Annotated in this window: 26 protein-coding genes; 20 read left to right on the top strand and 6 right to left on the bottom strand. The window is 67.0% G+C overall.

Features of this window, described 5'->3' with window-relative positions; translation table 11 throughout:
- Positions 1-111 precede the first annotated feature (111 nt).
- On the bottom strand, positions 112-1,476 hold the full coding sequence (locus tag NU1_RS07935; RefSeq protein WP_067518905.1) for a glutamine synthetase family protein: 1,365 nt from the start codon (positions 1,474-1,476) through the stop codon (positions 112-114).
- 96 nt (positions 1,477-1,572) lie between these two features.
- Positions 1,573-2,307, bottom strand: coding sequence for a helix-turn-helix domain-containing protein (locus NU1_RS07930; RefSeq protein WP_067518904.1), 735 nt, complete (start codon positions 2,305-2,307; stop codon positions 1,573-1,575).
- A gap of 489 nt (positions 2,308-2,796) precedes the next feature.
- Between NU1_RS07930 and NU1_RS07925 the strand changes: the two genes are divergently transcribed.
- On the top strand, positions 2,797-3,297 hold the full coding sequence (locus NU1_RS07925) for an NUDIX hydrolase (protein ID WP_212761728.1): 501 nt from the start codon (positions 2,797-2,799) through the stop codon (positions 3,295-3,297).
- Here NU1_RS07925 and NU1_RS07920 read toward each other — a convergent pair.
- Complete coding sequence (locus NU1_RS07920; RefSeq protein WP_067518923.1) at positions 3,288-4,076, bottom strand: glutamine amidotransferase; 789 nt, start codon at positions 4,074-4,076, stop codon at positions 3,288-3,290. The genes NU1_RS07925 and NU1_RS07920 overlap by 10 nt on opposite strands.
- Before the next feature lie 129 nt (positions 4,077-4,205).
- Here NU1_RS07920 and NU1_RS07915 point away from each other — a divergent pair, with 129 nt between their 5' ends.
- Positions 4,206-4,619 (top strand): nitroreductase family deazaflavin-dependent oxidoreductase, encoded by a 414-nt coding sequence (locus NU1_RS07915; RefSeq protein ID WP_067518903.1) that lies wholly within the window; start codon positions 4,206-4,208, stop codon positions 4,617-4,619.
- Between the two features lie 174 nt (positions 4,620-4,793).
- Positions 4,794-5,618 (top strand): hypothetical protein, encoded by an 825-nt coding sequence (locus NU1_RS07910; protein WP_157552036.1) that lies wholly within the window; start codon positions 4,794-4,796, stop codon positions 5,616-5,618.
- Positions 5,619-5,663: 45 nt separating this feature from the next.
- Here the strand turns inward: NU1_RS07910 and NU1_RS07905 are convergent, their stop codons facing one another.
- Positions 5,664-5,870, bottom strand: a complete 207-nt coding sequence (locus tag NU1_RS07905) for a CsbD family protein (protein ID WP_067518901.1) — start codon at positions 5,868-5,870, stop codon at positions 5,664-5,666.
- Positions 5,871-6,034: 164 nt separating this feature from the next.
- Between NU1_RS07905 and NU1_RS07900 the strand changes: the two genes are divergently transcribed.
- From NU1_RS07900 to NU1_RS07825, 16 genes are all read left to right on the top strand, one after another.
- Complete coding sequence (locus NU1_RS07900; protein WP_067518900.1) at positions 6,035-6,601, top strand: RNA polymerase sigma factor; 567 nt, start codon at positions 6,035-6,037, stop codon at positions 6,599-6,601.
- Positions 6,598-7,185, top strand: a complete 588-nt coding sequence (locus NU1_RS07895; RefSeq protein WP_245719991.1) for an Asp23/Gls24 family envelope stress response protein — start codon at positions 6,598-6,600, stop codon at positions 7,183-7,185. The genes NU1_RS07900 and NU1_RS07895 overlap by 4 nt, the downstream gene beginning before the upstream one ends.
- Entirely contained in the window at positions 7,182-7,577 is a 396-nt protein-coding gene (locus tag NU1_RS07890) for an Asp23/Gls24 family envelope stress response protein (protein ID WP_067518898.1), read from the top strand. The genes NU1_RS07895 and NU1_RS07890 overlap by 4 nt, the downstream gene beginning before the upstream one ends.
- Positions 7,574-7,891 carry a hypothetical protein gene (locus NU1_RS07885; RefSeq protein ID WP_084521080.1) on the top strand — a complete coding sequence of 106 codons (318 nt, stop codon included), beginning with the start codon at positions 7,574-7,576 and terminating at the stop codon, positions 7,889-7,891. Before NU1_RS07890 ends, NU1_RS07885 begins: the two co-directional genes overlap by 4 nt.
- Before the next feature lie 95 nt (positions 7,892-7,986).
- On the top strand, positions 7,987-8,481 hold the full coding sequence (locus NU1_RS07880) for an Asp23/Gls24 family envelope stress response protein (RefSeq protein WP_067518896.1): 495 nt from the start codon (positions 7,987-7,989) through the stop codon (positions 8,479-8,481).
- A 30-nt stretch (positions 8,482-8,511) separates the two neighbouring features.
- Positions 8,512-8,700, top strand: a complete 189-nt coding sequence (locus tag NU1_RS07875; RefSeq protein ID WP_067518894.1) for a hypothetical protein — start codon at positions 8,512-8,514, stop codon at positions 8,698-8,700.
- A complete protein-coding gene (locus tag NU1_RS07870; RefSeq protein WP_067518892.1) occupies positions 8,697-9,038 on the top strand; it encodes an Asp23/Gls24 family envelope stress response protein in 342 nt (113 codons plus the stop codon). The genes NU1_RS07875 and NU1_RS07870 overlap by 4 nt, the downstream gene beginning before the upstream one ends.
- A complete protein-coding gene (locus tag NU1_RS07865) occupies positions 9,035-9,574 on the top strand; it encodes a DUF6286 domain-containing protein (RefSeq protein WP_067518890.1) in 540 nt (179 codons plus the stop codon). The genes NU1_RS07870 and NU1_RS07865 overlap by 4 nt, the downstream gene beginning before the upstream one ends.
- A complete protein-coding gene (locus NU1_RS07860; protein ID WP_067518888.1) occupies positions 9,571-10,146 on the top strand; it encodes an Asp23/Gls24 family envelope stress response protein in 576 nt (191 codons plus the stop codon). The genes NU1_RS07865 and NU1_RS07860 overlap by 4 nt, the downstream gene beginning before the upstream one ends.
- An 86-nt stretch (positions 10,147-10,232) precedes the next feature.
- On the top strand, positions 10,233-10,979 hold the full coding sequence (locus tag NU1_RS07855) for a TetR/AcrR family transcriptional regulator C-terminal domain-containing protein (RefSeq protein ID WP_084521079.1): 747 nt from the start codon (positions 10,233-10,235) through the stop codon (positions 10,977-10,979).
- Positions 10,980-11,082: 103 nt separating this feature from the next.
- Positions 11,083-12,285 carry a fatty acid desaturase family protein gene (locus NU1_RS07850; RefSeq protein ID WP_067518916.1) on the top strand — a complete coding sequence of 401 codons (1,203 nt, stop codon included), beginning with the start codon at positions 11,083-11,085 and terminating at the stop codon, positions 12,283-12,285.
- 10 nt (positions 12,286-12,295) lie between these two features.
- Positions 12,296-12,763 (top strand): hypothetical protein, encoded by a 468-nt coding sequence (locus NU1_RS07845; protein WP_067518887.1) that lies wholly within the window; start codon positions 12,296-12,298, stop codon positions 12,761-12,763.
- Positions 12,764-12,814: 51 nt separating this feature from the next.
- Positions 12,815-13,519, top strand: a complete 705-nt coding sequence (locus NU1_RS07840) for a phosphatase PAP2 family protein (RefSeq protein ID WP_067518885.1) — start codon at positions 12,815-12,817, stop codon at positions 13,517-13,519.
- Positions 13,520-13,597: 78 nt separating this feature from the next.
- The gene (locus tag NU1_RS07835; protein ID WP_067518884.1) at positions 13,598-13,912 is read left to right on the top strand and encodes a hypothetical protein; all 315 of its coding nucleotides are present in this window, start codon (positions 13,598-13,600) and stop codon (positions 13,910-13,912) included.
- The gene (locus tag NU1_RS07830) at positions 13,875-14,222 is read left to right on the top strand and encodes a TAXI family TRAP transporter solute-binding subunit (RefSeq protein WP_067518882.1); all 348 of its coding nucleotides are present in this window, start codon (positions 13,875-13,877) and stop codon (positions 14,220-14,222) included. Before NU1_RS07835 ends, NU1_RS07830 begins: the two co-directional genes overlap by 38 nt.
- Before the next feature lie 60 nt (positions 14,223-14,282).
- Positions 14,283-15,317, top strand: a complete 1,035-nt coding sequence (locus NU1_RS07825; RefSeq protein WP_084521078.1) for an AraC family transcriptional regulator — start codon at positions 14,283-14,285, stop codon at positions 15,315-15,317.
- Here NU1_RS07825 and NU1_RS07820 read toward each other — a convergent pair.
- Positions 15,232-16,209: a DMT family transporter gene (locus NU1_RS07820; protein WP_084521077.1), complete on the bottom strand. Its 978-nt coding sequence runs from the start codon at positions 16,207-16,209 to the stop codon at positions 15,232-15,234. The two genes, NU1_RS07825 and NU1_RS07820, sit on opposite strands and share 86 nt — an antisense overlap.
- A gap of 472 nt (positions 16,210-16,681) precedes the next feature.
- On the bottom strand, positions 16,682-18,217 hold the full coding sequence (locus tag NU1_RS07815; RefSeq protein WP_084521076.1) for a carboxylesterase/lipase family protein: 1,536 nt from the start codon (positions 18,215-18,217) through the stop codon (positions 16,682-16,684).
- 60 nt (positions 18,218-18,277) lie between these two features.
- Here NU1_RS07815 and NU1_RS07810 point away from each other — a divergent pair, with 60 nt between their 5' ends.
- Positions 18,278-19,813, top strand: a complete 1,536-nt coding sequence (locus tag NU1_RS07810; RefSeq protein ID WP_067518880.1) for an ROK family transcriptional regulator — start codon at positions 18,278-18,280, stop codon at positions 19,811-19,813.
- Positions 19,814-19,819: the final 6 nt, after the last annotated feature.

Here is a 19,819-nt window from a genome sequence, read left to right as displayed (position 1 = left end):
CCGAGCGGGTCCGGGTGGTGATGGCGGAGCGCGTCGGTATGGTGAAGGCGGAACATGCCGGTATGGCGAAGGCGGACGGGGGACATGGCGACCTCGGTGCCAACGAATGGCTCAGAGTCGTTCGAAGCCACGGACCCGCTCCCAATCGGTGACGGCGGCGTCGTAGGCGTCGAGTTCGACCTGCGCCGCGTTCCGGTAGTGCGCCACCACTTCCTCGCCGAAGGCCGCGCGGGCGATCTTGCTGTCGCCGAACAGTTGTGCGGCGTCGCGCAGAGTGCGGGGCACCCGCGGCCGCTGGGAGCGGTAGGCATTGCCGTGGAACTCCGGCTCCAGTGGTAGGCGGTGCTCGATACCGTGCAATCCGGCGGCAATGGTCGCGGCCACTGCCAGGTAGGGGTTCACGTCGCCACCCGGGACCCGGTTCTCGAACCGCAGCGCCGGTCCGTGCCCGACCACGCGCATGGCGCAGGTCCGATTGTCCCGACCCCAGGCCACCGCGGTAGGCGCGAAGCTGCCCGCCTGGAACCGTTTGTAGGAGTTGATATTCGGTGCGAGCAGGTAGGTGAACTCGCGCAGGCAGTCCAACTGCCCGGCCAGGAAGTGCCGCATGAGCGCCGACTCGCCACCGGCGCCGTCGCCGACGAAGACCGGCTCATCCGCCGCATTGCGCAGGCTGAGGTGGATATGGCACGAATTGCCCTCACGCTCATTGTATTTCGCCATAAAGGTAATGCTGCGCCCCTCCTGGGCGGCGATCTCCTTGGCGCCGGTCTTGTAGATGCTGTGGTTATCGCAGGTCACGAGGGCTTCGTCGTAGCGGAAGGCGATTTCGTGCTGTCCCGGATTGCATTCGCCCTTGGCCGACTCGACATACATTCCCGCGCCGGACATCTCATTGCGAATGCGGCGCAGCAGCGGCTCGATGCGGGCCGTGCCGAGCATGGAGTAGTCGACGTTGTACTGGTTGGCGGGTGTGAGGTCGCGGTAGCCGCCGCGCAGCGCCGCCTCGTAGCTGTCGTCGAAGACCAGGAATTCGAGTTCGGTGCCGACGTAGGCGCGGAATCCGTGCTCCGCCAACCGATCCAGCTGGGTGCGCAATACCTGTCGTGGTGAGGGCGCGACCGGTTGTCCGCTCGGCTCTACCTGTTCCACATCGCAGAGCACCATCGCGGTACCCGGCAACCACGGCACCAGCCGCAGGGTGGTGAGGTCGGGGCGCAGCACGAAATCGCCGTATCCGGTATCCCAGGACGACATGGTGTAGCCGTCGACCGTGGTCATATCGACATCCACGGCGAGCAGGTAGTTGCAGGCCTCGGTGGCGTGCTCGAGTACCTCTTCCACGAAGTACCGTGCCGAACAGCGTTTTCCCTGCAACCGCCCCTGCATATCGGTCATGGCGACCAATACCGTATCGAGCATTCCGGTCTCGACCCGCTGGATCAGATCCGCGGCGCTCAACATCCCGGTTCGCATAAGACCCCTCTCGGCGGCAACGTGCCCACGCTAAGCGAACGAGGGGGCCGTCCGGGTGGAATCGGCGACGCCACACCGGAAGTAGCCGGGGGACGGTCAGTCGGCGCTGTCGCCGATCGGCACCATGGAGTACACCCACCAATCGCGCCGGGGCAGTTCGCAGCGCAGGAGTTGCACGTACATGGTTGTCCAGTCGCCGCCCTCGGCCGGGCGGATGCGTACCGGTCTGCGAGGGATATCGGCGGGTGGGATATCGGTCGACCACAGGCGTTGCCAGTCGGGTGACCGGGCGCAGAGCCGGGTGATCTCCTCGATGCGGTGGGGCGCGGTGACACCCGGGGCCATATGCCGGAAGGCATGTACCTGTAGATGCGCCTCCCGTTCCCAATCATCGATCACCACGCGGGCGACCGGGTTCAGCAGCATCCAGGCGATGACATTGGTGCCGGGTTCCAGGCCGGGGAACGCGCGGCGGTAGGCGGCATTGGCGGCGATGACATCCAGTCCGGGCAGGGTCTGATAGCAGGCCGGATGCGGCAGGCTGTTCAGGAAATCCAGTTCGGCCTGGTTCGGTGCGTCATCGCAGTCGATGGTGGGGGTCAACTCCGGTTGCAGCACGGTGGCCGCGTATTCGCGGTAGACCGCGGGCACTTCCAGGGCGTCGAAGAGCGCGCCGAGGGTGGTGGAGGTCGGCGGGCGGGTGCCCTGCTCGAGTTTCTGGATCAGCCCTTCGGAGACGCCCGCCTTGCGGGCCAGCTCGGCCCGGCTCAGACCCGATGCCTCGCGTCGCCCCCGCAGATAGCCAGTTATGGCCTCGTGCGCCTCGACCACCCGCCGTACCTCCCGAACCGAATGCGCGTGCCAGCGCCGTGTACGCGATAAACATACCGTTTGGCATGCAACCGTTTCCGCCAACCTGGTGGCGGCAGCAGGGGAAACGTGCAACTGGGACAAATTGGGACAGGTCCACGGCTTGACCCCCGGTATACCCACTCGCAATGCTTCCAGGGCCGTTCGACGCCGAACGGTCACTCCGGATGCCAGGGAGGGGACGGCACGGACGCGGGTCATATCGGTCGATAGTGAGATCCGCGCCACGTGCCGCTGGGGCGTCCGCCGCGGTGAGTCGGCTCGTCACCGATCCGCCGGGGAAACATGATCGCCGTGGTCGGTGCGCAGAAAAGATGCGCGCACCGACTGCGGCGTGGGTGCGAAAAGTTTCCAGGTGGAATGTCGGTTCGGCGAAGATGCTTCGGATCCTGCCCATACCTATGCCACTGATGGCCGCCCGCCCGGTAACGTTGAGGAAACAAGCTGGTCTTGGATGTCCGGCGGTATGAGATGTGGTGCGCAGTGTGGGGTTTCGAGGTGCTGCCGAAGCAGTCGATCGGTGAGTCGGTACTGGCTGAATTGCTGGAACGCGCAAGTACGGACGGCGTGGCGCCGAGAGTGGGCGTCGTCGTCGAACGCGAGGGCGCGGTGCTGCTCCTGGAGCGAGCCGAACATGTCGCGGGCCGCCGCCGTCCGCTGAGCCTGCCCGGCACCATAGTTCGTACCGGTGAGTCGCTGGCCAGCGCCGTGGCGCGGGCGGTGGCCGAGGAAACCGGGCTGACGGTTGTCGATATTCGCCGCCACCTCGGTAGCTTCGACTACCTGTCCAGCGCTGGAAAGCCGGTTCGCCGCGAACATTTCGCGGTCGAGGTTGCCGGCGTCGAGCCGATTCGGCTCACCAATTACGCCCGCTACCGGTGGGTTCCCCTCGATGGTGACCTGCCCGTCACCTCATCGGTCCGCGGGATTCTCGAGGCGTATCAGGGTTGAGTCCCCGACTGTCGCTCGCCACCGGGCGCCGCCCCGGTCACCTCATCGGTGCAGTAGCGGGCGATGAACCGGCGCAGGATCTCGCCCGGAACGGGCACCGACTCCCGATGGCCGAGCTCGATCAGGTAATCGGCTTCGGCCGGGTCGAAATAACCCGCGTGTCGGTAGATTTCGATGCGCAATGCCAAGCCGTCGCCATCCAGTTCGGGGTGGAACTGGGTGGCGTACACGTGGTCGCCGACCCGGATCATCTGCACCGGACAGCCGGATGAGCTGCCCAGCAGTACCGCGCCCGGCGGGACCTGTTGACAGGCTTCCTTATGGCCGACGAAGGCCCGAAACGATTGGGGGAGGCCGCGCAGCAGCGGATCCTCCCGTGCCGCATCGGTCAATTCGATGGTCCGCGCACCGGCGGTCTCGCCGTAGCGCTCCTCACTGACCGTCGCGCCGAGGGCATCGGCCAGCATGCTCAACCCATAGCAGGCGCCCAGGTACGGGAAGTCGCGCCGTGCGATCTCGGCGACCAGCTTCTTCAGCTTGGGCTCGAATTTCCGCTGGTAGTCGTACTTCTGATCCTCCGGCTTGCTGACATTGCTCGGCCCGCCACCCACAATGACCGCCGAATAGCCGTCGAGTTCGATATCGGGAAACTCTTGATCCATCTGAATTCGCACCATCCGGTCCGCGTCGAGCTCGGCGGCGCGCAGGATGGCGTGGTATTCGTCGTCCGCGGCCGATCGCTCGGGTCGCAGCTGCAGGAGCAGACAAGGTTTGGGCATTCTCAGATTGTGGAAGATCACCGGCCTCCCGTTCGTGAACTCGGCCGAACCGGCCCGGTTTGTCGCTACTCGGAATTTCCGGTCGGCGGACCCGGTTAACTCGGAAAACACTGCGACAGAAGGGGCGAGATGAGCGCATTCAACGACAGCGTGATCGAGGAATTCCGCGCCAATGGTGGCAGGGTGGGCGGTCCCTTCGAGGGGCGGACGAATATGGTGCTGATCACCACGACCGGGGCCAAGTCCGGGCGCAAGATCACAAACCCCCTGGTATTCGTCCCCGACGGCGACCGTATCGGGATCATCGCGTCCAATGGCGGCGACGACAAGCATCCGGCCTGGTATCACAACCTCCGGGCGAACCCGGAGCTCACCGTCGAGGTCGGCACCGAAACCTACACGGCCAAAGCGGAATTCCTCACCGCCCCGGAGAGCGACGAGCTCTACGCCCGCATGGTCGAGATCTTGCCGCACTTCGCCGACTACCAGGCCAAGACAACCCGTCGGATCCCCGTCATCGCGGTGTATCGCCAACCGGCCTGACCGCATCGCCGCCCGTGGCGCGCGGACCGCGGGGCTTCACCGCGCACCGCCACTGGATGCCGACCAGCCGTCGCGCGTCGGCGCTGTCACGATGCCGAGAGTTCGCGCGACTGATCTCCGATACCGCCGCGCTCGCGGTCAAGCCTGCGGGTGATTCCAGGTAACTTGAACTCGGTGCAGGCAAGAGAGCTCGCGATCGAACGTGTGGAAGCTGTTCAGGCGCAACCCGATCGGCGGCTGCGGGTGGCGGCGGAGTGTTATCCGGCGCGGCTCGCGGCTTACGGGCGTGCCGAGTTGACCTTTCTGCGTTGGGAACTCAATCGTGGCGTGCTGGATCCGCGCAGCGGCAGTCGCTGGTGGCGCGCGATCAATGATCGGCTGCTCACCGATAAGATCGAGGCGCGGCTGGTGCGTGCCGACGGTGGTCGGGCCTCGACGCCATCGGCGCGGTCCTGGGGTGAATTCCTGGACGCGCCAACGCCACTGAGCTGGTATCGGGCGCACAACCACAGTGTGGTGTCGGGTTACCTGGACAGCGAGGGCCTCGTCGACGCCGAACTCGCTGTCGAAAGATTCATGATCAATGTGACGCTGGCGCGGGTGCTGTTCACCCATGCGCTGATCGAACGGCCCGGCCTCGCGCTGGGCCGGTTCGCGCGGCTCGGGCCGCGCATCGCCGACCCGCGCAGTCACTCGGTCTCGCTATTTCTCGACCTGCGCGACGTCTTCCCGCCGCGATATCCCTTGCACGGCCTATCGATACAGCAGGTGCTCGAGAATGAAGGCCGGTTGGCGCGGGCCATTGACGACGGGCTGCTACTGCCGAAGGTCGACCGGCTCTACGCCTTCGCCGCGGCGAGCTTCGCCGAACCGCGCCTCACCTCGCTCGTCAGCAATGGCAGATTCTGTTACGGGCGGCCGGATGTCGATCGCGCGGTCCGAGAGGTCACCGCATTGGCCCGCCTGTTTCGAGTCGCCACTCGAACTCGGCGCGGGTAACCGGGCCGGTTGGGAGGCGCACACATGCCTCCCAACCCGATCGCCCTAGTTGCGGAACTTGTCCTTTACCTTGTCCACGACATCACCGACGGCGTCCTTGACGTCTTCGACGGCATCCTCGAGACCCGCCGTGGCCTGATCGGCCTTGCCCTCGGCGCGCAGGTCCTCGTCACCGGTAGCCCCGCCGACGGCCTCCTTGGCCTTGCCGCCCAGGTCCTCGGCCTTATTTCCGATCTTGTCACTCAGAGACATCGCAACCTCCGTATCGAGTGTTCGTGCCCGATACCGGACACATGGACTACGACACTCGTTTGCCAGGAAGTTCACGGGGCAAACTATGAGACAACGGTCACAGATAATCCGACGTGACATATTCCGTCCGCCCGTGTCGATGGAGAGAACGGTGAGGAGTCCCGGTGAACACGACGGATGAGGTACTCACGGCAGAACTCGACGACGCCACCCTGGTCAGTCGGGCACGTGATGGGGATGTGCGCTCCTATGAACAGCTAGTTCTTCGCTATCAAGGGGCGATGTTCCGCTTGGCGGCACGGATGCTGGCCGATCGCGCGGAAGCCGAGGACGTGGTGCAGGACGTATTCCTGACCGCGTGGCGGCGAATGGGCCAATTGCACGATGATGCGGCCTTCGCCGGGTGGCTGTATCGAACAACCACGAATCGTTGTCTGAACGTGCTGCGCCGCCGCCGACCCATGGCGGAGATCGATCCCGAGACCACCGAATCCCCGCACGTGGAAACCCGACCGGATCACGCGGTACAGGTCAACAGTCAACTGGAGGCACTGACCGCGGCCCTGCAGCAGTTGACCCCCGAGCAGCGCGCCTGCTGGCTGCTGCGCGAGGTACACGGCCGCTCCTATGAAGAGATCGGCGAGATCGTCGGCGCGAACGTCACCGCGGTACGCGGGCGGATAGCGCGGGCACGAGCCCAATTGGCAGAGGTGATGAAGCCGTGGCGATGATGAATGTGACTGATGTGGACGAGGACTACCTGCTGCCCTGCGGACGTGGCATGGATCAGGTGTGGCGACGGCTGGACGCGGTACAGGCGGGCAACCCCGATGCGCACGAGGCGCGCTGCGGGGATTGCCGGGCGGCCCGCGAAAGCCTGCTCGCCCTGCGCGAAGCCACCCGTGAACTGGTCGACGAACCCGATCCACCACCGCCGGATCTGTTCGGGCGCATTATGTCCGCCGTCCGCGCCGAGGTGCGGCGCGGCCAGACCCTGATGCTGCCGACCGAGCATCCGGGCACGGTCGAGGTGAGTGAGCAGGCGATCGCGGTGGTACTGCGCTATGCCGCCGATACCGTCCCCGGCGTGCGCGCCCGCCATTGCCGGATGCGCGTTGTCGGTACCGGACCGGACGGTCAGAACATCGTCCAGATCAGCATGTCCATCGCGGTGCGTATGCGCGCGGGCAGTGTCGAAGGACTGGTACCGCTGGTGCGGCAGCGAGTGGCGACCGCGATATCGGCGCGGACCGGACTGCTGCTCGGCCGCCTCGACGTGACGGTCGTGGATGTCTATCAGGAGAAGGACCGATGACGGCCGCCGACACCGAGCCCGCCGACGCCGGGGGCGAATTCGTTGTCTCGGACGCGGTCGTCGCCAGCGTGGCCGCTCGAGCCGCCGCGGCCGTACCCGGTGTGGTGCGGCTGGAGCCGGGCCTGCGCGGGTTGGTCGTCGGTTTGGCTCGCTCGGGCAAACAGTTGTTCGGCGGACAGGAATCCGCGTCGGCGGATGGTGTGCGTGTCGCACGGGCCGCCGCGGGCGGGCTCACCGTGCAGGTGGATCTGACGCTCGGATCCGGATGCCGTGCCGCGACCGTCGGGGCGCAGGTGCAGCAGGCCGTGCTGCGGAGTGTCCGCGAACAAACCGGAGTCACCGTGGACGAGGTCTCGGTGACCATTCTCGATATCGAACCGGGAGCACTGTGATCGAGGTGGGGGAATTGCTCGAGAAGATCGTCGGCGAGATCGAGGCCGTGGACGGGTTGCGGGCCGCCGCGCCGTTCGGCCTCGACTCCGTCACCTGGCTGCCGCGGGGCGGAAAGTCCTACGCGGTCGACATAGGTAAGGAGGTTATCGAAATCCGAGTGGTGGCAAGCAGATTGCCATTGCGGCCATTGCTGCAGCGGCTCACCGCCGCGGTCTCACCGCTGCTGGCCGGTACCGAATGGGCCGGGGCGCGGGTACGCGTGGTGGTCGCGGAACTGGATGCCGCCGCCTTTGGCGACACAACAGTTACCTAGATCACGGTGCCGGTGCGTGCGGTTTGCCCGCGCGCTGTGTCGAATCGGTACGGAAGTGTTGATCCACTGCACGACAACGACATCAGGAGGAAATCATGACCGGAACCACTGCCGAGAAGTCGACCGGTAAGACCCCCGTCAGCGAGCAGGATTCCAATATCCGCAAAGGTTCGGCTAATGAGAGCGCGCTGGTGACCGACCAGGGCAGCACCGCCATCGCCGACCTGGTGGTGCAGAAGGTCGCCGGACTCGCCGCCCGTGAGGTACGCGGAGTGCACGCCCTCGGTGGCGGCGCCGCGCGGGCCTTCGGCGCCATCCGCGATCGCATTCCGGGCGCGTCCGCCAGCGTGGGGCAGGGTGTTTCGGTCGAGGTGGGGGAGAAGCAGGCCGCGGTCGATCTGGAGCTCGTCGTCGAATACGGCGTGGCCATCCCGGATCTGGCGCGCGCGGTGCGCCGCAATGTCATCACCGCCATCGAGCAGATGACCGGGCTGCAGGTCGTCGAGGTGAATATCAATGTCAATGACGTCTATATCGCCGAGGACGACGACGAAGAGAACGAAGCCGCCGCCACCAATCGCGTTCAGTAACCCATCCGTCCCCCATTCGAGGAGTCGAAGATGAACGCCACAACGATCTGTCTGGCCGTCGGCCTCTCGCTCGGATTCGCCGCGGCCTTCGGTGGATTCGGAGCTTTCGCCATCGTGCTGGTGTTCGCCGGACTCGGCCTGCTGGTCGGCCGCTGGCTCGACGGCGCGATCGATCTGTCCGGTGTGGTCCGGTCGGTACAGGATCGGAGCCGACGGTGACGGCGGCGGTCGCGCTCGAACTGCCCGGTACGACCACCATCAGCGAGCGTGCCGTCGCGCGGATCGCCGAACGCGCCGCCGTCGAGGTGGACGGTGTCGGGTCCCGGGTGAGCGTGGACGCCGATGTGACCTCCGACGCCGCGGCCCTGCGGATGCGGCTGCCGATTCGGTACCCGCTGCCGGTGGGCCGGGTCGCGGCGGACTGCCGGACACATGTGGTCGCACGTGTCGGGGAACTCGCGGGTCTGATGGTTACCGGCGTCGATATCGTGGTTTCCGCGATGGTGGTCGAAACCGCTCCGGCCGCAGCCGAATCCAGCGGTCGGAGGGTGCTGTGATCCGCCGGCCGCGTCGGGTGGCGACCGCCGCGCTGCTCGCGCTGGCGCTATTGGCGCTCTGCGTCGCGGTGGTGGTCGCACTCGTACAGCGGCTCTCGGGCACAACCGAATTCGTGTCCTACGACAGCATCGCGACGCGTCTGCACGACACCGAATGGGGTGATCCGGTGGTCTTCGTCGTGGGGTTGATCGTGGCGCTCGTCGGCCTGTCGCTACTCGTGCTGGCCGCGGTCCCCGGGCGGGCGGTGGTGCTGCCGTTGCGACCCGTGGACGGCGATGTCGCCGGAATCGAGCGGCGCAGTCTGCGGGCGGCACTGCGCCGCTCGGCGGCCACCGTGCACGGCATCGACGCGGCGCGAGTCCGGCTGCGCGGCAAGGCGGTTCGGGTCGCGGCGGCCTCCGACCGGGTCGACGTGCGTGACCTGCCCGACACCGTGCACGCGGCGATAACCGACACGCTCGAACGCATCGGCCCCCGGACCGTGCCGCGGGTGCGTACCCGGCTGCGGTCCGCGAAGGTGGGAGGTTCCCGATGACCGCCGTCAACCGTCCGGCGCGACTCAACCGCACCCTTATCGCGCTGATCGGATTGCTATTGCTCGTCGCGGGTGGCTATGCGATAGCCGCGCAACGAGGTTGGCTCGGCTGGGTCGACCGATCCGCCGCACTCACCCCGGGTACGGCCGCACCCGCGACCTGGGTGTTCTACGCGATCGTCGTCGGCGCGATCACTGTGGGTCTGCTGTGCCTGCGCTGGCTCGCCGCTCAGCTGTTCCGGATGCCGAGCACGGAGAAATGGCAACTGGCGGATGAGAAGTCGGTCGGCGCGACGGTGCTGTCGTCGGCCACCGCCGCCGCCGCGGTCGTGGCCGATATCGAATCATTCGATAGTGTGGATTCCGCATCGGGGTGGCTGTCCGGCCCCGGCCGGGCACCGGAGCTGCACCTGATCGTCACCGCGCGACCGGAGGCCGACCTGACCGAGTTGCGTCGCCGCATACTCGGCGAGGCCGTACCTCGGCTGCGCCAGGCGCTGGAGGTCGGCGTGATCCCGGTGACCATGGAACTGCGGCTGACCGACGATCGTAAATCCGCCCGGGTGCGTTGACCCCACCCGGCCGCAGCGGGCTGTCAACGTTGTAGGTCTACAGCGAGGAGTAGGGTGGACCTCTCCGATGGAAGAGGTTTGCCGCTATGGGTGAATCGCCGAACAGGCGCACCAGATCCGAGGCCGACAAGGCCGGTTCCGCAGGCGAGGGCCGGGGTGAGGGGCCGGTGACGCGCGCGGCGGTCTTGGCGGCCGCGCTGGAGATCGTCGATCGAGACGGGGTCGAGGGGCTGTCCATGCGACGCCTGGCCGAGGCGGTGCGCCGGGATCCGATGGTGATCTACCGGCATGTACCGAATAAGGCCGCGGTCCTCGACGGGGTGGCCGAGGTGGTGTTCGCCGAGCTCTCCGTCGATGCCACCGACCCGGACTGGATGGCCCAATTGCGCCTGGTGGCAAATGATTTCCGGCGGCTGGCGCTGGCGCATCCACGGGTGGTGCCACTGCTGGTGACCCGGCCGCTGGGGACGCCGCTGGGACTGCGTCCGCTGGCGGTATTGCGACCGCTCGAGGACATGCTGACGCTGCTGACCCGCGCCGGATTCTCCGGTCCGGACGCGCTGCACATCTATCGGGCGCTGTTCGGATTCCTGTACGGGCATGTGTTCAACGAATTGCAGGAGATGGTGGAGAATCCGGACGAGACCGATGATCTGCTGCGGCTCGGGCTGTATCGACTACCGATCGGGGAGTTCCCGCTCCTGCGCGGGCTCGCACCGGCGCTGGCGGAGTACGACGGCGGGGCCGAGTTGGAACGCGGTCTCGAGATTCTGCTCAACGGTCTCGACGCGACGTTGCCGCGCGGTGACTCGAATCCGGTGTCTACAGCGTAACTCTACGTCGTAGACGAACGACGCTTCCGCGCCTACGCTGGAAGGTGACCCGTTCGCGTCGGTCGAAGGACGGCAGGCCCCGGGATTTCAGGGGATGAGAAGTATGGCAATCACCCAGGTCGCTGCTTACGCACATCTGAGCCCGGCGGATATCGAAGCGCTCGGGCGTGAACTCGACGAGATCCGCCGCGATATCGAACAGCGCCGCGGTGCGAGCGACGCGCGGTACATCCGTCGCACCATCGCATTCCAGCGCGTCCTCGACGCCGCCTCCCGCCTGACGATCGCGTGCAGCCGCGGCAAGCTCGGCTGGGTGCTCGGCACCCTCGGTTTGGCGACCGCGAAGAGTATCGAGAACATGGAGATCGGCCACAATGTCGGCCATGGCCAGTGGGATTGGATGAACGATCCCGAAATCCATTCCGGCACTTGGGAATGGGATATGGCTGGGGTGTCGTCGCAGTGGCGCTTCTCGCACAACTACCGCCATCACGTGTATACGAACGTGCTCGGTATGGACGACGATATCGGTTTCGGGGTGATGCGGGTGACCCGCGATCAGGAGTGGCGACCGCGCTTCTTCTATCAGCCCCTGCAAAACCTGCTGCTGGCAACAACTTTCGAGTGGGGGATCGCGCTGCACGGTCTGTACGCCGCCCAGGAGCGGGTGGCGACCGACGCCGAGAAGGGCGCGCAGACCAGGGCCCTGGTCCGCAAAATCGCCCGCCAGGCCGGTAAGGACTACCTGCTGGTCCCCGCGCTGAGCGGTCGCCGCTGGTACCGCACCCTCGCGGCGAATCTCACCGCCAATACGCTCCGCAATATCTGGGCCTACCTGGTGATCTTCTGCGGTCACTTCCCCGACGGCGCGGAGAAGTTCACGCCGGCGGTGGTGGGCGAGGAGACCCGGGCGGAGTGGTACCTGCGGCAGATGCTCGGCTCGGCGAACTTCGACGCGGGACGCCTACTGGCCTTCATGAGCGGCAATCTGTGTCACCAGATCGAACACCATCTGTTCCCCGATCTGCCCAGCAACCGCTACGCTGAGATCGCCATACGCGTACGAGCCCTGTGCGATAAATACGATCTCCCGTACACCACCGGACCGCTGCCCCGGCAGTACCTGCTCACCCTTCGCACCATCCACAAATTGGCGCTCCCGGACAGCTTCCTGACCGCCACCTCCGACGACGCGCCCGAGACCGCATCCGAACGAAAATTCAACGGCCGCACTATATTCGCTACCACCAGCTCCGGCCGCCGTGGTTTGCGCACCGCACTGCGGACAATGGCGGCGATGTCATAAGCGAGGTGCCATGACCTTCGTCCTCGGACTCGTCACCCTGCTGGCCGCGGTTCTCCTCGCCGCCGCCGGTGTCCTCCTCGACGCGCACTTCCTGCTCGGTATCCCGGTCGGCGCACTGGCCACGGTCGGCCTCGGCCTGCTCGCGCATTTCATTCTGGCCCTCGCCCGCCCCACCCCGAGCACATCACCGGCGGAACCTCCCGGTCGCAGCTACCAGAGCTGGCGCGACCGATTCGAGAGCCGAACCCCCCGCCGTAAGTCACCACCGACCCCCAATACGCTGCCGCCCCCGGATATGCCCGCACGTCCGCGCAGAGCTGTGCCTCCGATGGCTGTGCCTCCGGACGGAGCTGTGCTCCCGGACATGGCTGCGCCTCCGGCCGGAGCTGCGCCCGCGGACAGAGCTGCGCCCCCGGACGCGCCTGCGCCCCCGGGTATGCCCGCGCCCTCGGACGCGCCCGCGCCCCGAGAAGACTGATCAGGCTGGTCTCTCACCACGCTCTCAGCTATTCGGTGGCATTGTCGATAGGTGCCCATCACACCGCTGCTGCATGCTCAGGATCGGACCGAAGTATCCGGCGAACACACCAGCCGTCGCACGATCGTCAACGGTGTGACCACCATGGTGCTGCTGGCCGTGCTGTTCTGTGCGCTCACCGCCCTGGTGGCGCGGTCCAGCGCGCCGCCCGCGGTGGACGCCGATGCGAGCCGGTGGATTATCGACCACCGCAATGGCGGACTCACCGTGGTGGCCAAGACGCTCGCCGTACTCGGGGGTACCGCGTCGATGACGGTGCTCACCGCGATCGCCTGTGTGTGGTCGGCGTGGCGGCGGCAGTGGGATGCGGCGGTGCTGGTGGCCATGACCGGGCTGGGGGCCCTGGTGCTGGTGCTGGTCGGCAAACATCTCGTCGCGCGGGATCGGCCGCCGATGGCGGGGCGGTTGTCGGACGAGACCTCCTATGCCTACCCCTCCGGGCATACGGCCGGTTCGTTCGTCGTCATCGGCATTGTAATGATCGTGGCGCTGCCGTATCTGCGCGGTATCGTGCGCCGGGTGCTGCCGATCGCGGCGGCCGTGCTGGTGGCGGCCGTCGGGCTGTCGCGGATCTATCTCGGAGCGCACTGGCCCACCGATATTCTCGCCGGGTGGCTACTCGGCGCGCTCTGGCTCATGGTGTGCCTCACCACTTTCGAGTATGTGAGTGCGGTCGTCGCGCGACGCGGTAGTTGATCCTCGGCCGAATACGAAGTCTCGGTCGAATACCGGGAATGCGGGGCAGACCGACCGGTGCGGTGTAAGCGTCGCGCCATGTCGGCCAGACACGATCTTGCTACACCGGCCGAGCTGGGGGTGGACGACGAGCAACGCCCCGCGCGGATACTGTCCGGGTGGGGCGAACGATTCGTCGCGGTAGGCGCCTTCGCGGTCGCGATCCTGGTGCCGTGGCAGGTATTTCGGCCATTGCCGCAGGGCAGCCAGTACTACCTGGTGGTCTTCCTGGCAGCTACGCTGCCGCTCATCTACCTGAGCTACCGGTCCGGATGGCGTCGCCTCGACGGAGGTACGGGACTGCTCGATCGCGATAATGGTCCCGCGCCGTCTCTTCACCACCTCCCGCGATGAGGTCCGCTTCCTCGATCTCGTCGATCTGCTCGACGAGATGCGTGCGGTGAGCCCGGTATACGAGGAAGGCGTCATTCCCGCCGCCACCTACGGCCTGACCGCCGATGTCAAAACCATCGTTGTTCCAAATGTCCTGTTGGTCCGTGATGATCTCGACGCCAACCTGGCCTACGTGCTGACCAAGGCGCCCTTCGAGCGCAAACCGCAACTGGTACAGCCCAATCCGGCTGCCGAGGGTATCGAGGAGGCGAACGGGGCGAAGTCCTCGCCGGTGGAGTCGAACCGTGGCGCGGAGTACGCGCTGAAATAACCGGTCCGGCTGATCGTCATTCCGCCCAGGTGGACGCTCGCAGTTTGCGACGATTCAAGGGTGTCGGATGAGCTGATGCGGCTGCGGTCGATCTCCAGTACCGCCCTGCTGATCGATTTCGCGGCGGGGCGGGGGCTCACTGTGTCGTCCGTGCTGGACGGTACGGGGATCGAGGCGGCGGATCTACGCAATCAGGGCGCGGAGGCTACGCTCGGACAGGAACTCGCCGTCATGCGCAATATCGTCGCGCGGATCGGTGACGAACCCGGACTCGGTCTGCTCGCGGGACTGCTCTGCCATCCGCCCCGGATGGGGGTGCTCGGCTTCGCCATGATGAGTTCGCCGAATCTGCGCAGTGTGCTGGAAATCGGTCTGCGCTATATCGATCTCTCCTTCACCATGGCCGATCTGGCACTGCGCCAGCGCGGTCAGGAGGTCCTGATTATCCGCGAGGATCGGGTGCTGCCGCCCGACCTGAGGCAGTTCGCCGCCGAACGCGACCTCGCCGCCATCGGCACCATCCAGCAGGACTTGGTGCCCGCCCGCCTGCCCGCCGTACATGTGGAATTGCCGTTCGATTCCCATCCCATCTATGAAACGGTCGCCACCCTGCTCGGTGCGGAGACAATTGAATTCGGGGCCCCGCGCGCCGTCATCCACCTGCCCGCCGCCGCGCTGGAATTGCCACTGCCCCAGGCGGATCCGGCGACCACCCGCTATTACGAACAGCAGTGCGCCGATCTGATCCAGCGCCGTAGGAACCGCGCCGGTCTCAGCGGACGAGTGCGGCAGCTCCTGATTCACCGTGGCGGTTTGGCCGACCAGACCAGGATCGCGGCCGATCTCGATATCAGCGTGCGTACCCTGCGGCGGCGGCTCGCGGACGAGGGCACCACCTTTCGCGAACTCAGTAGCGAGACGGTCGGACTGCTCGCCGAGGAGCTGCTCGTCGCCGGACTGACCGTCGAGAATGTCGCCGACCGCCTCGGCTACTCCAGCGTCTCCGCCTTTACGACCGCTTTTCGATCATGGAAGGGCGAATCACCCGGACGCTTCGGGCGGGTGCACCGCGGCCACCCGACAGTGTCGGCGTAGTCAGTACCGCCAGACCCGTGGCGAGTACCGCCAGCCCGCACCAGGACGCGGCCGACAGCCGCTCGTCGAGGATCAGTACGCCCAGCAGCGCGGCGACCGCCGGTTCGGTCAGGGTGAGGGTGGTGGCGACCTGAACGGCGGTGTGCCGCAAGCCGTAACCGAACAGGCGGTAGGCGGTGAAGGTGGTGCACAGCGCCAGGTACAACGCCACTGTAGCGCCGCGCGGGGTGAGCAACCAGGATGGACTCGCGGCGAGCACGACCGGCAGCACCAGCAGGGCCGCACCACCGAACATCGCCCCCATGACCGCCCCGGAGGGCCGCCCGCGGGTGATGAGCCGCCCGCCGATGAGCGAGTACACCGCATAGGACAGTCCGCCGCAGGCGGCGAGCGCGACACCGAGCGGGTCGACCCCGGTCGATTCCGAACCCAGTACCAGGACAGCGCAACCCGTCACCGCGGCGATTGTCGCGACCGTCCACCGCGTGTTCGGCCGTGCGACCCCGATGGCCCAGGCCGCGAGACCGGCGAATACCGGCGCGCTGCCCAGAGTGATCACCGTCGCCACGGCGACGCCGGTCCGCGCGATCGCCGGATAGAAGGTGATCGGATACCCGGCCACGGCCACCGCACCCGCGGCGAGTAACCACCATTCGCTTCGGGTGCGGGCGGGAATGCCACGCGAGGTGACCAATAGCAGCAGACCACCGAGGGCCAGACCCGCCGAGCCGGTGGCGGCGGCGTGGACACCCGAGGGTGCTTGGGAAGCAACGGTTCCCGTGGTTCCCCATAGCACCGAGGCGATGAGGATGGCGGCCTTGCCGCCCAGCTGTCGTTGTTTCGGTTCGAGCACAGCACGGCGCGAGGCCGCGCGAAGAACAGGATTCGGCACAGTCGTGAACTTCCGTCGGATTCCGATGGGGGAGTGGATTCACAACGGGCGCACGACAATATCGCCGAGAGTCGGCGAGAAGGGGAAAGCCGTCAGGTGCGCCCGGTCAGGCGACGGGCGGCGGTGTGACAGCGTGCCAGTAGATGTTCACGCGTCGATGCTACTCATGCCTTCGATCGCACGACTGGCCCGTCCACTCCCGCGGCACCGATATCCGCGACCGCATGTGGGCGCTGTTCAACGTCAACTCACTCCCGTAGCGCGAATCAATTACTCGCTGACTGGGCCCGCCGGGCGACGGCGGCTCAGTCAGCGATTCCGGGTGCCGCCGCGGCCACCGCATCGGCGATTACCGGTATCTCCGAATGACGTCGCCTGACGACGCCCGTCATCCCAGCCAAAGCATGCCGGAATGACGAGAGGGTGGACCGATCACTCGTGAGGGCTCAGTACCCGCGCCGAGTGTGCGAGGTCAGTGCAGCCAGATCGCGCGCTGGGCCGCGAACGGATCCGCTTGTACGTGTGGGGAATCGGACCACATCATGGTGTCGCGCCGGTCGAGGGTGTAGCGCGGCCAGGTGGGGCCCGGGTCCAGGTCGGTGATGAAGGCGACCCAGGTCCGGTGGAGGGCGTCGGCGAGGGATTGGGGTGGGTTCTCGCCCGCGACGGTGGTGACGCCCTGGGCCTGCAGCAGGTCGAAGGCGAAGGGGATATCGAGGCAGTGGGAGGAGAGGCCGGTGAATTCGGGAGCCGTCGATGCCCAGGAGAATTCGTAGAACCAGGTGGGGATGCCACGGGATGCGCGGGCTTCGGCGACCCGGTAGGAGGGGCCGCGCAGCAGTAGATCCGACTGGGCCTGGCCGATGAGCTGGGCCGGGGTGTCGCCGGGGTAGGCGGTGCGGAAGGCGTCCACATCGGCGGGGGCGAGGCCCATGGCGGCGAAGGCGGGTGTCAGGGTGGCATCGGTGGCGGGCTGATCGCGGGTCATGGCATTGAATTCATCGCGGGTGAAGCCGAGCATGAGTGGAATATCCATGGCCGCACCGGATTTCAGCAGCTCCGTGCTGGACTGCGGAATGAGGGTGCCGTCGGCGAAGGGGGCCAGCGCCAGCACGGGGGTGGATTCGGTGCTGGTGCCCGGAGCTCCCAGCTGGTCTTGCAGGGCGAGGATTCGGTCGTCGCTGAGGTCGCGCAGCGCGGCTACGGTCGCGGGCGTTCCGGTGCGTTCGGTGAACAACTGGGATACGGCGATCCCTTCCGCGCGCTCATTGGGCTGCGATACCGCGCCGGAAGCCGAAATGCCCGCGCGGAACAAACCTTTCGCCGACGGAGCGGCCATGAGTGCCCATACCGCGCCGCCGCCCGCCGACTGGCCCGCGACGGTGACCCGGTCCGGATCGCCGCCGAATCGGTCGATATTGTCGCGTACCCACCGCAGTGCGGCGATCCAATCCAGTACCGCGCGATTATCGGGCGCACCTTCCACGTGCAGGAAGCCCTGGACGCCGAGCCGGTAGCCGACCGACACCACGACCACCCCGTCGCGATTGAAGGACGCGCCGTCGTACCAGGGGCTGGCCGCACTGCCCGCGACGAAGCCGCCACCGTGAATCCACACCAGCACCGGCAGTTTCGCGGTCGGGTCGGGGGTGAAGACATTCAGATTCAGGATGCCGTCGCCCGGAATGCTGGGTTCGGGGATCGCCGTCACCTCGCCGAGCTGTTTGCGCTGTGCGGTGGGGCCGTAGGCGGTGCAGTCGCGCGTTTCCCGCCATGGTGTGGGCGGTGCGGGTGCGGCGAAGCGCAGTTCACCGACGGGCGGCTGGGCGTAGGGGATATCGAGGAAGGCGGTGCCGGTGGTGCGTCGCACACCTCGAACCGGACCGTAGGTGGTGGTGACCGTATCGGCCGCCTGGGAGGCGGTTCGTGCGGGCGCGCACGCGGTGGCGAGGGCCAGCGCACCCGCTCCGATCAGGAGGGTCCGGCGGCTGAGCGGTGCTGCGGGCATGGGCGACCTCTAAATACGTCAATGGTTGAAATAAATCGTTGCCAGCCTAGTCTCTGATATGTGGACCACGCATCCCAGGGCAGCCCCAGCGACTCCGCAGCCGTGCGCCGACGCAACCTCGGCCTTGTCTTGGGCCATATCGCCGACCACGGACCGTGCGCACGCTCGGAGGTCGCCACGGCCACCGGGCTGGCACACGGATCGGTGACCACACTGGTCGGCGATCTCCAGGAGCGCGGACTGGTGCGCGAGGACGACGCACTGCGCGGTGGCGGTCGCGGGCGGCCGGGACGACCCCTTCGATTGGTACCGGAACGCGCGCTGGCGGTCGCCGTGCAGATCAGTGCGGAGGAGCTGCGGGTGGTGGTCGCCGACCTCTCCGGTGTCATTGTGTGGCGGAACGCGACCTCGCATCGCTGCGCCCCTGGGACGCCGGAGCGGATGGCCGACGCGGTCGCCGCGGCTGTGCGCCGCGCGGCCGGTGCGATTACCGCGTCGCCGCTACCTTCCGACGGCGCTGTGGGCGCTGCCGAGTCTCGCGTAGACGGCCCGGCTACCGAGATCGACAGCGTGGTGTCGGCGCTGCCCCCGACATCCCCGCATGCTGTCGACCGGGAGTCACGGTCGCGGGCTGTGGATTCCGGCCACAAACACGCCGGAATGACGAGGGTGGTCAGACACGGCCGCGAACCGAATATCGGCAACAGTCCCGAGGGGGCTGGGTTGCGCATGGACCGCGCGTCGGGCGCGTCGTTGCCACCCGCGGACTGCTCGATCGGAGCGATCGCCGATCCGGTGCTGGTGCGCGTGGTTATCGCCATGGCCGGTCCGGTGCGCGACGATCCCGCCCAAACTGTCGTTGTAGCACCGGATTTCGGCTGGCTGCACCCGGTGCGGCTCGGGGAGCTGGTCGCTGATCGGCTCTCCGGCATCCCATGCCCCGTCGATGTGATCAATGACGGCAACGCCGCCGCGCTGGCGGAATTTCACGCCCGACCCCGGCGGCGGCGCGGGCTGGTGTTGATCGAGGCGGGGACCGGGATCGGTGGCGGGGTGGTCCTGGATGGGCGAATTCATGTCGGCAGCCAGGGGATTGCCGGGGAGCCGGGTCATATGCCGGTCGCGGTCGACGGGCCACTCTGCGTATGTGGCGCACATGGTTGCCTGGTCTGCTACGCCGGACCCGAGGCGGTGCTCACCGCCGCCGGACTCGGCGAGGTGCTGCGCGGTGCCGGGCTCGCCGCCGCGTCGGATCGGCTCGTTGCCGCCTTGGGCGAGGACGATGAACGTGCCCGTGCGGCTGTCGATCTCGCCGCACGGGCGCTCGGCGTCGCCGTACTGTCCATTACCGCCCTGCTCGATGTCGATGAGATCGTGCTGGGCGGCACACTGGCGCAATGGTTTCCCTGGCTCGCGCCGACCATCGAAGGGCAACTGGCCGGTCGGCGGTCATTGGCCCCGGCGATGGAACTGAATATTGTCGCGGCGCGACTGGGGGAGGACGCCATACTGCTCGGCGCGATCGAATCCGCCCGTCGCACCGTACTGTCCGATCCGGCGTCGGTTCCGGTACTGCCGGATCGGTCGATGATCTGATGTGTC

Origin of the sequence: Nocardia uniformis NBRC 13702 (assembly GCF_001613345.1) — a bacterium.
In the GTDB taxonomy this organism is placed as follows: Bacteria; Actinomycetota; Actinomycetes; order Mycobacteriales; family Mycobacteriaceae; genus Nocardia; species Nocardia uniformis.
The sequence above is the reverse complement of the archived record's forward strand: the minus strand, read 5'-3'. Positions and strand labels throughout refer to the sequence as shown.

Bases quoted from the DNA above. Each gene is read 5' to 3' on its own strand.
- NU1_RS07855 (WP_084521079.1), top strand. From the start codon at position 10,233: ATGGGTGAATCGCCGAACAGGCGCACCAGATCCGAGGCCGACAAGGCC.
- NU1_RS07860 (WP_067518888.1), top strand. From the start codon at position 9,571: ATGACCGCCGTCAACCGTCCGGCGCGACTCAACCGCACCCTTATCGCG.
- NU1_RS07845 (WP_067518887.1), top strand. From the start codon at position 12,296: ATGACCTTCGTCCTCGGACTCGTCACCCTGCTGGCCGCGGTTCTCCTC.
- NU1_RS07935 (WP_067518905.1), bottom strand. From the start codon at position 1,476: ATGCGAACCGGGATGTTGAGCGCCGCGGATCTGATCCAGCGGGTCGAG.
- NU1_RS07815 (WP_084521076.1), bottom strand. From the start codon at position 18,217: ATGCCCGCAGCACCGCTCAGCCGCCGGACCCTCCTGATCGGAGCGGGT.
- NU1_RS07835 (WP_067518884.1), top strand. From the start codon at position 13,598: ATGTCGGCCAGACACGATCTTGCTACACCGGCCGAGCTGGGGGTGGAC.
- NU1_RS07850 (WP_067518916.1), top strand. From the start codon at position 11,083: ATGGCAATCACCCAGGTCGCTGCTTACGCACATCTGAGCCCGGCGGAT.
- NU1_RS07890 (WP_067518898.1), top strand. From the start codon at position 7,182: ATGACGGCCGCCGACACCGAGCCCGCCGACGCCGGGGGCGAATTCGTT.
- NU1_RS07895 (WP_245719991.1), top strand. From the start codon at position 6,598: ATGATGAATGTGACTGATGTGGACGAGGACTACCTGCTGCCCTGCGGA.
- NU1_RS07905 (WP_067518901.1), bottom strand. From the start codon at position 5,870: ATGTCTCTGAGTGACAAGATCGGAAATAAGGCCGAGGACCTGGGCGGC.
- NU1_RS07880 (WP_067518896.1), top strand. From the start codon at position 7,987: ATGACCGGAACCACTGCCGAGAAGTCGACCGGTAAGACCCCCGTCAGC.
- NU1_RS07920 (WP_067518923.1), bottom strand. From the start codon at position 4,076: ATGCCCAAACCTTGTCTGCTCCTGCAGCTGCGACCCGAGCGATCGGCC.
- NU1_RS07915 (WP_067518903.1), top strand. From the start codon at position 4,206: ATGAGCGCATTCAACGACAGCGTGATCGAGGAATTCCGCGCCAATGGT.
- NU1_RS07830 (WP_067518882.1), top strand. From the start codon at position 13,875: ATGGTCCCGCGCCGTCTCTTCACCACCTCCCGCGATGAGGTCCGCTTC.
- NU1_RS07875 (WP_067518894.1), top strand. From the start codon at position 8,512: ATGAACGCCACAACGATCTGTCTGGCCGTCGGCCTCTCGCTCGGATTC.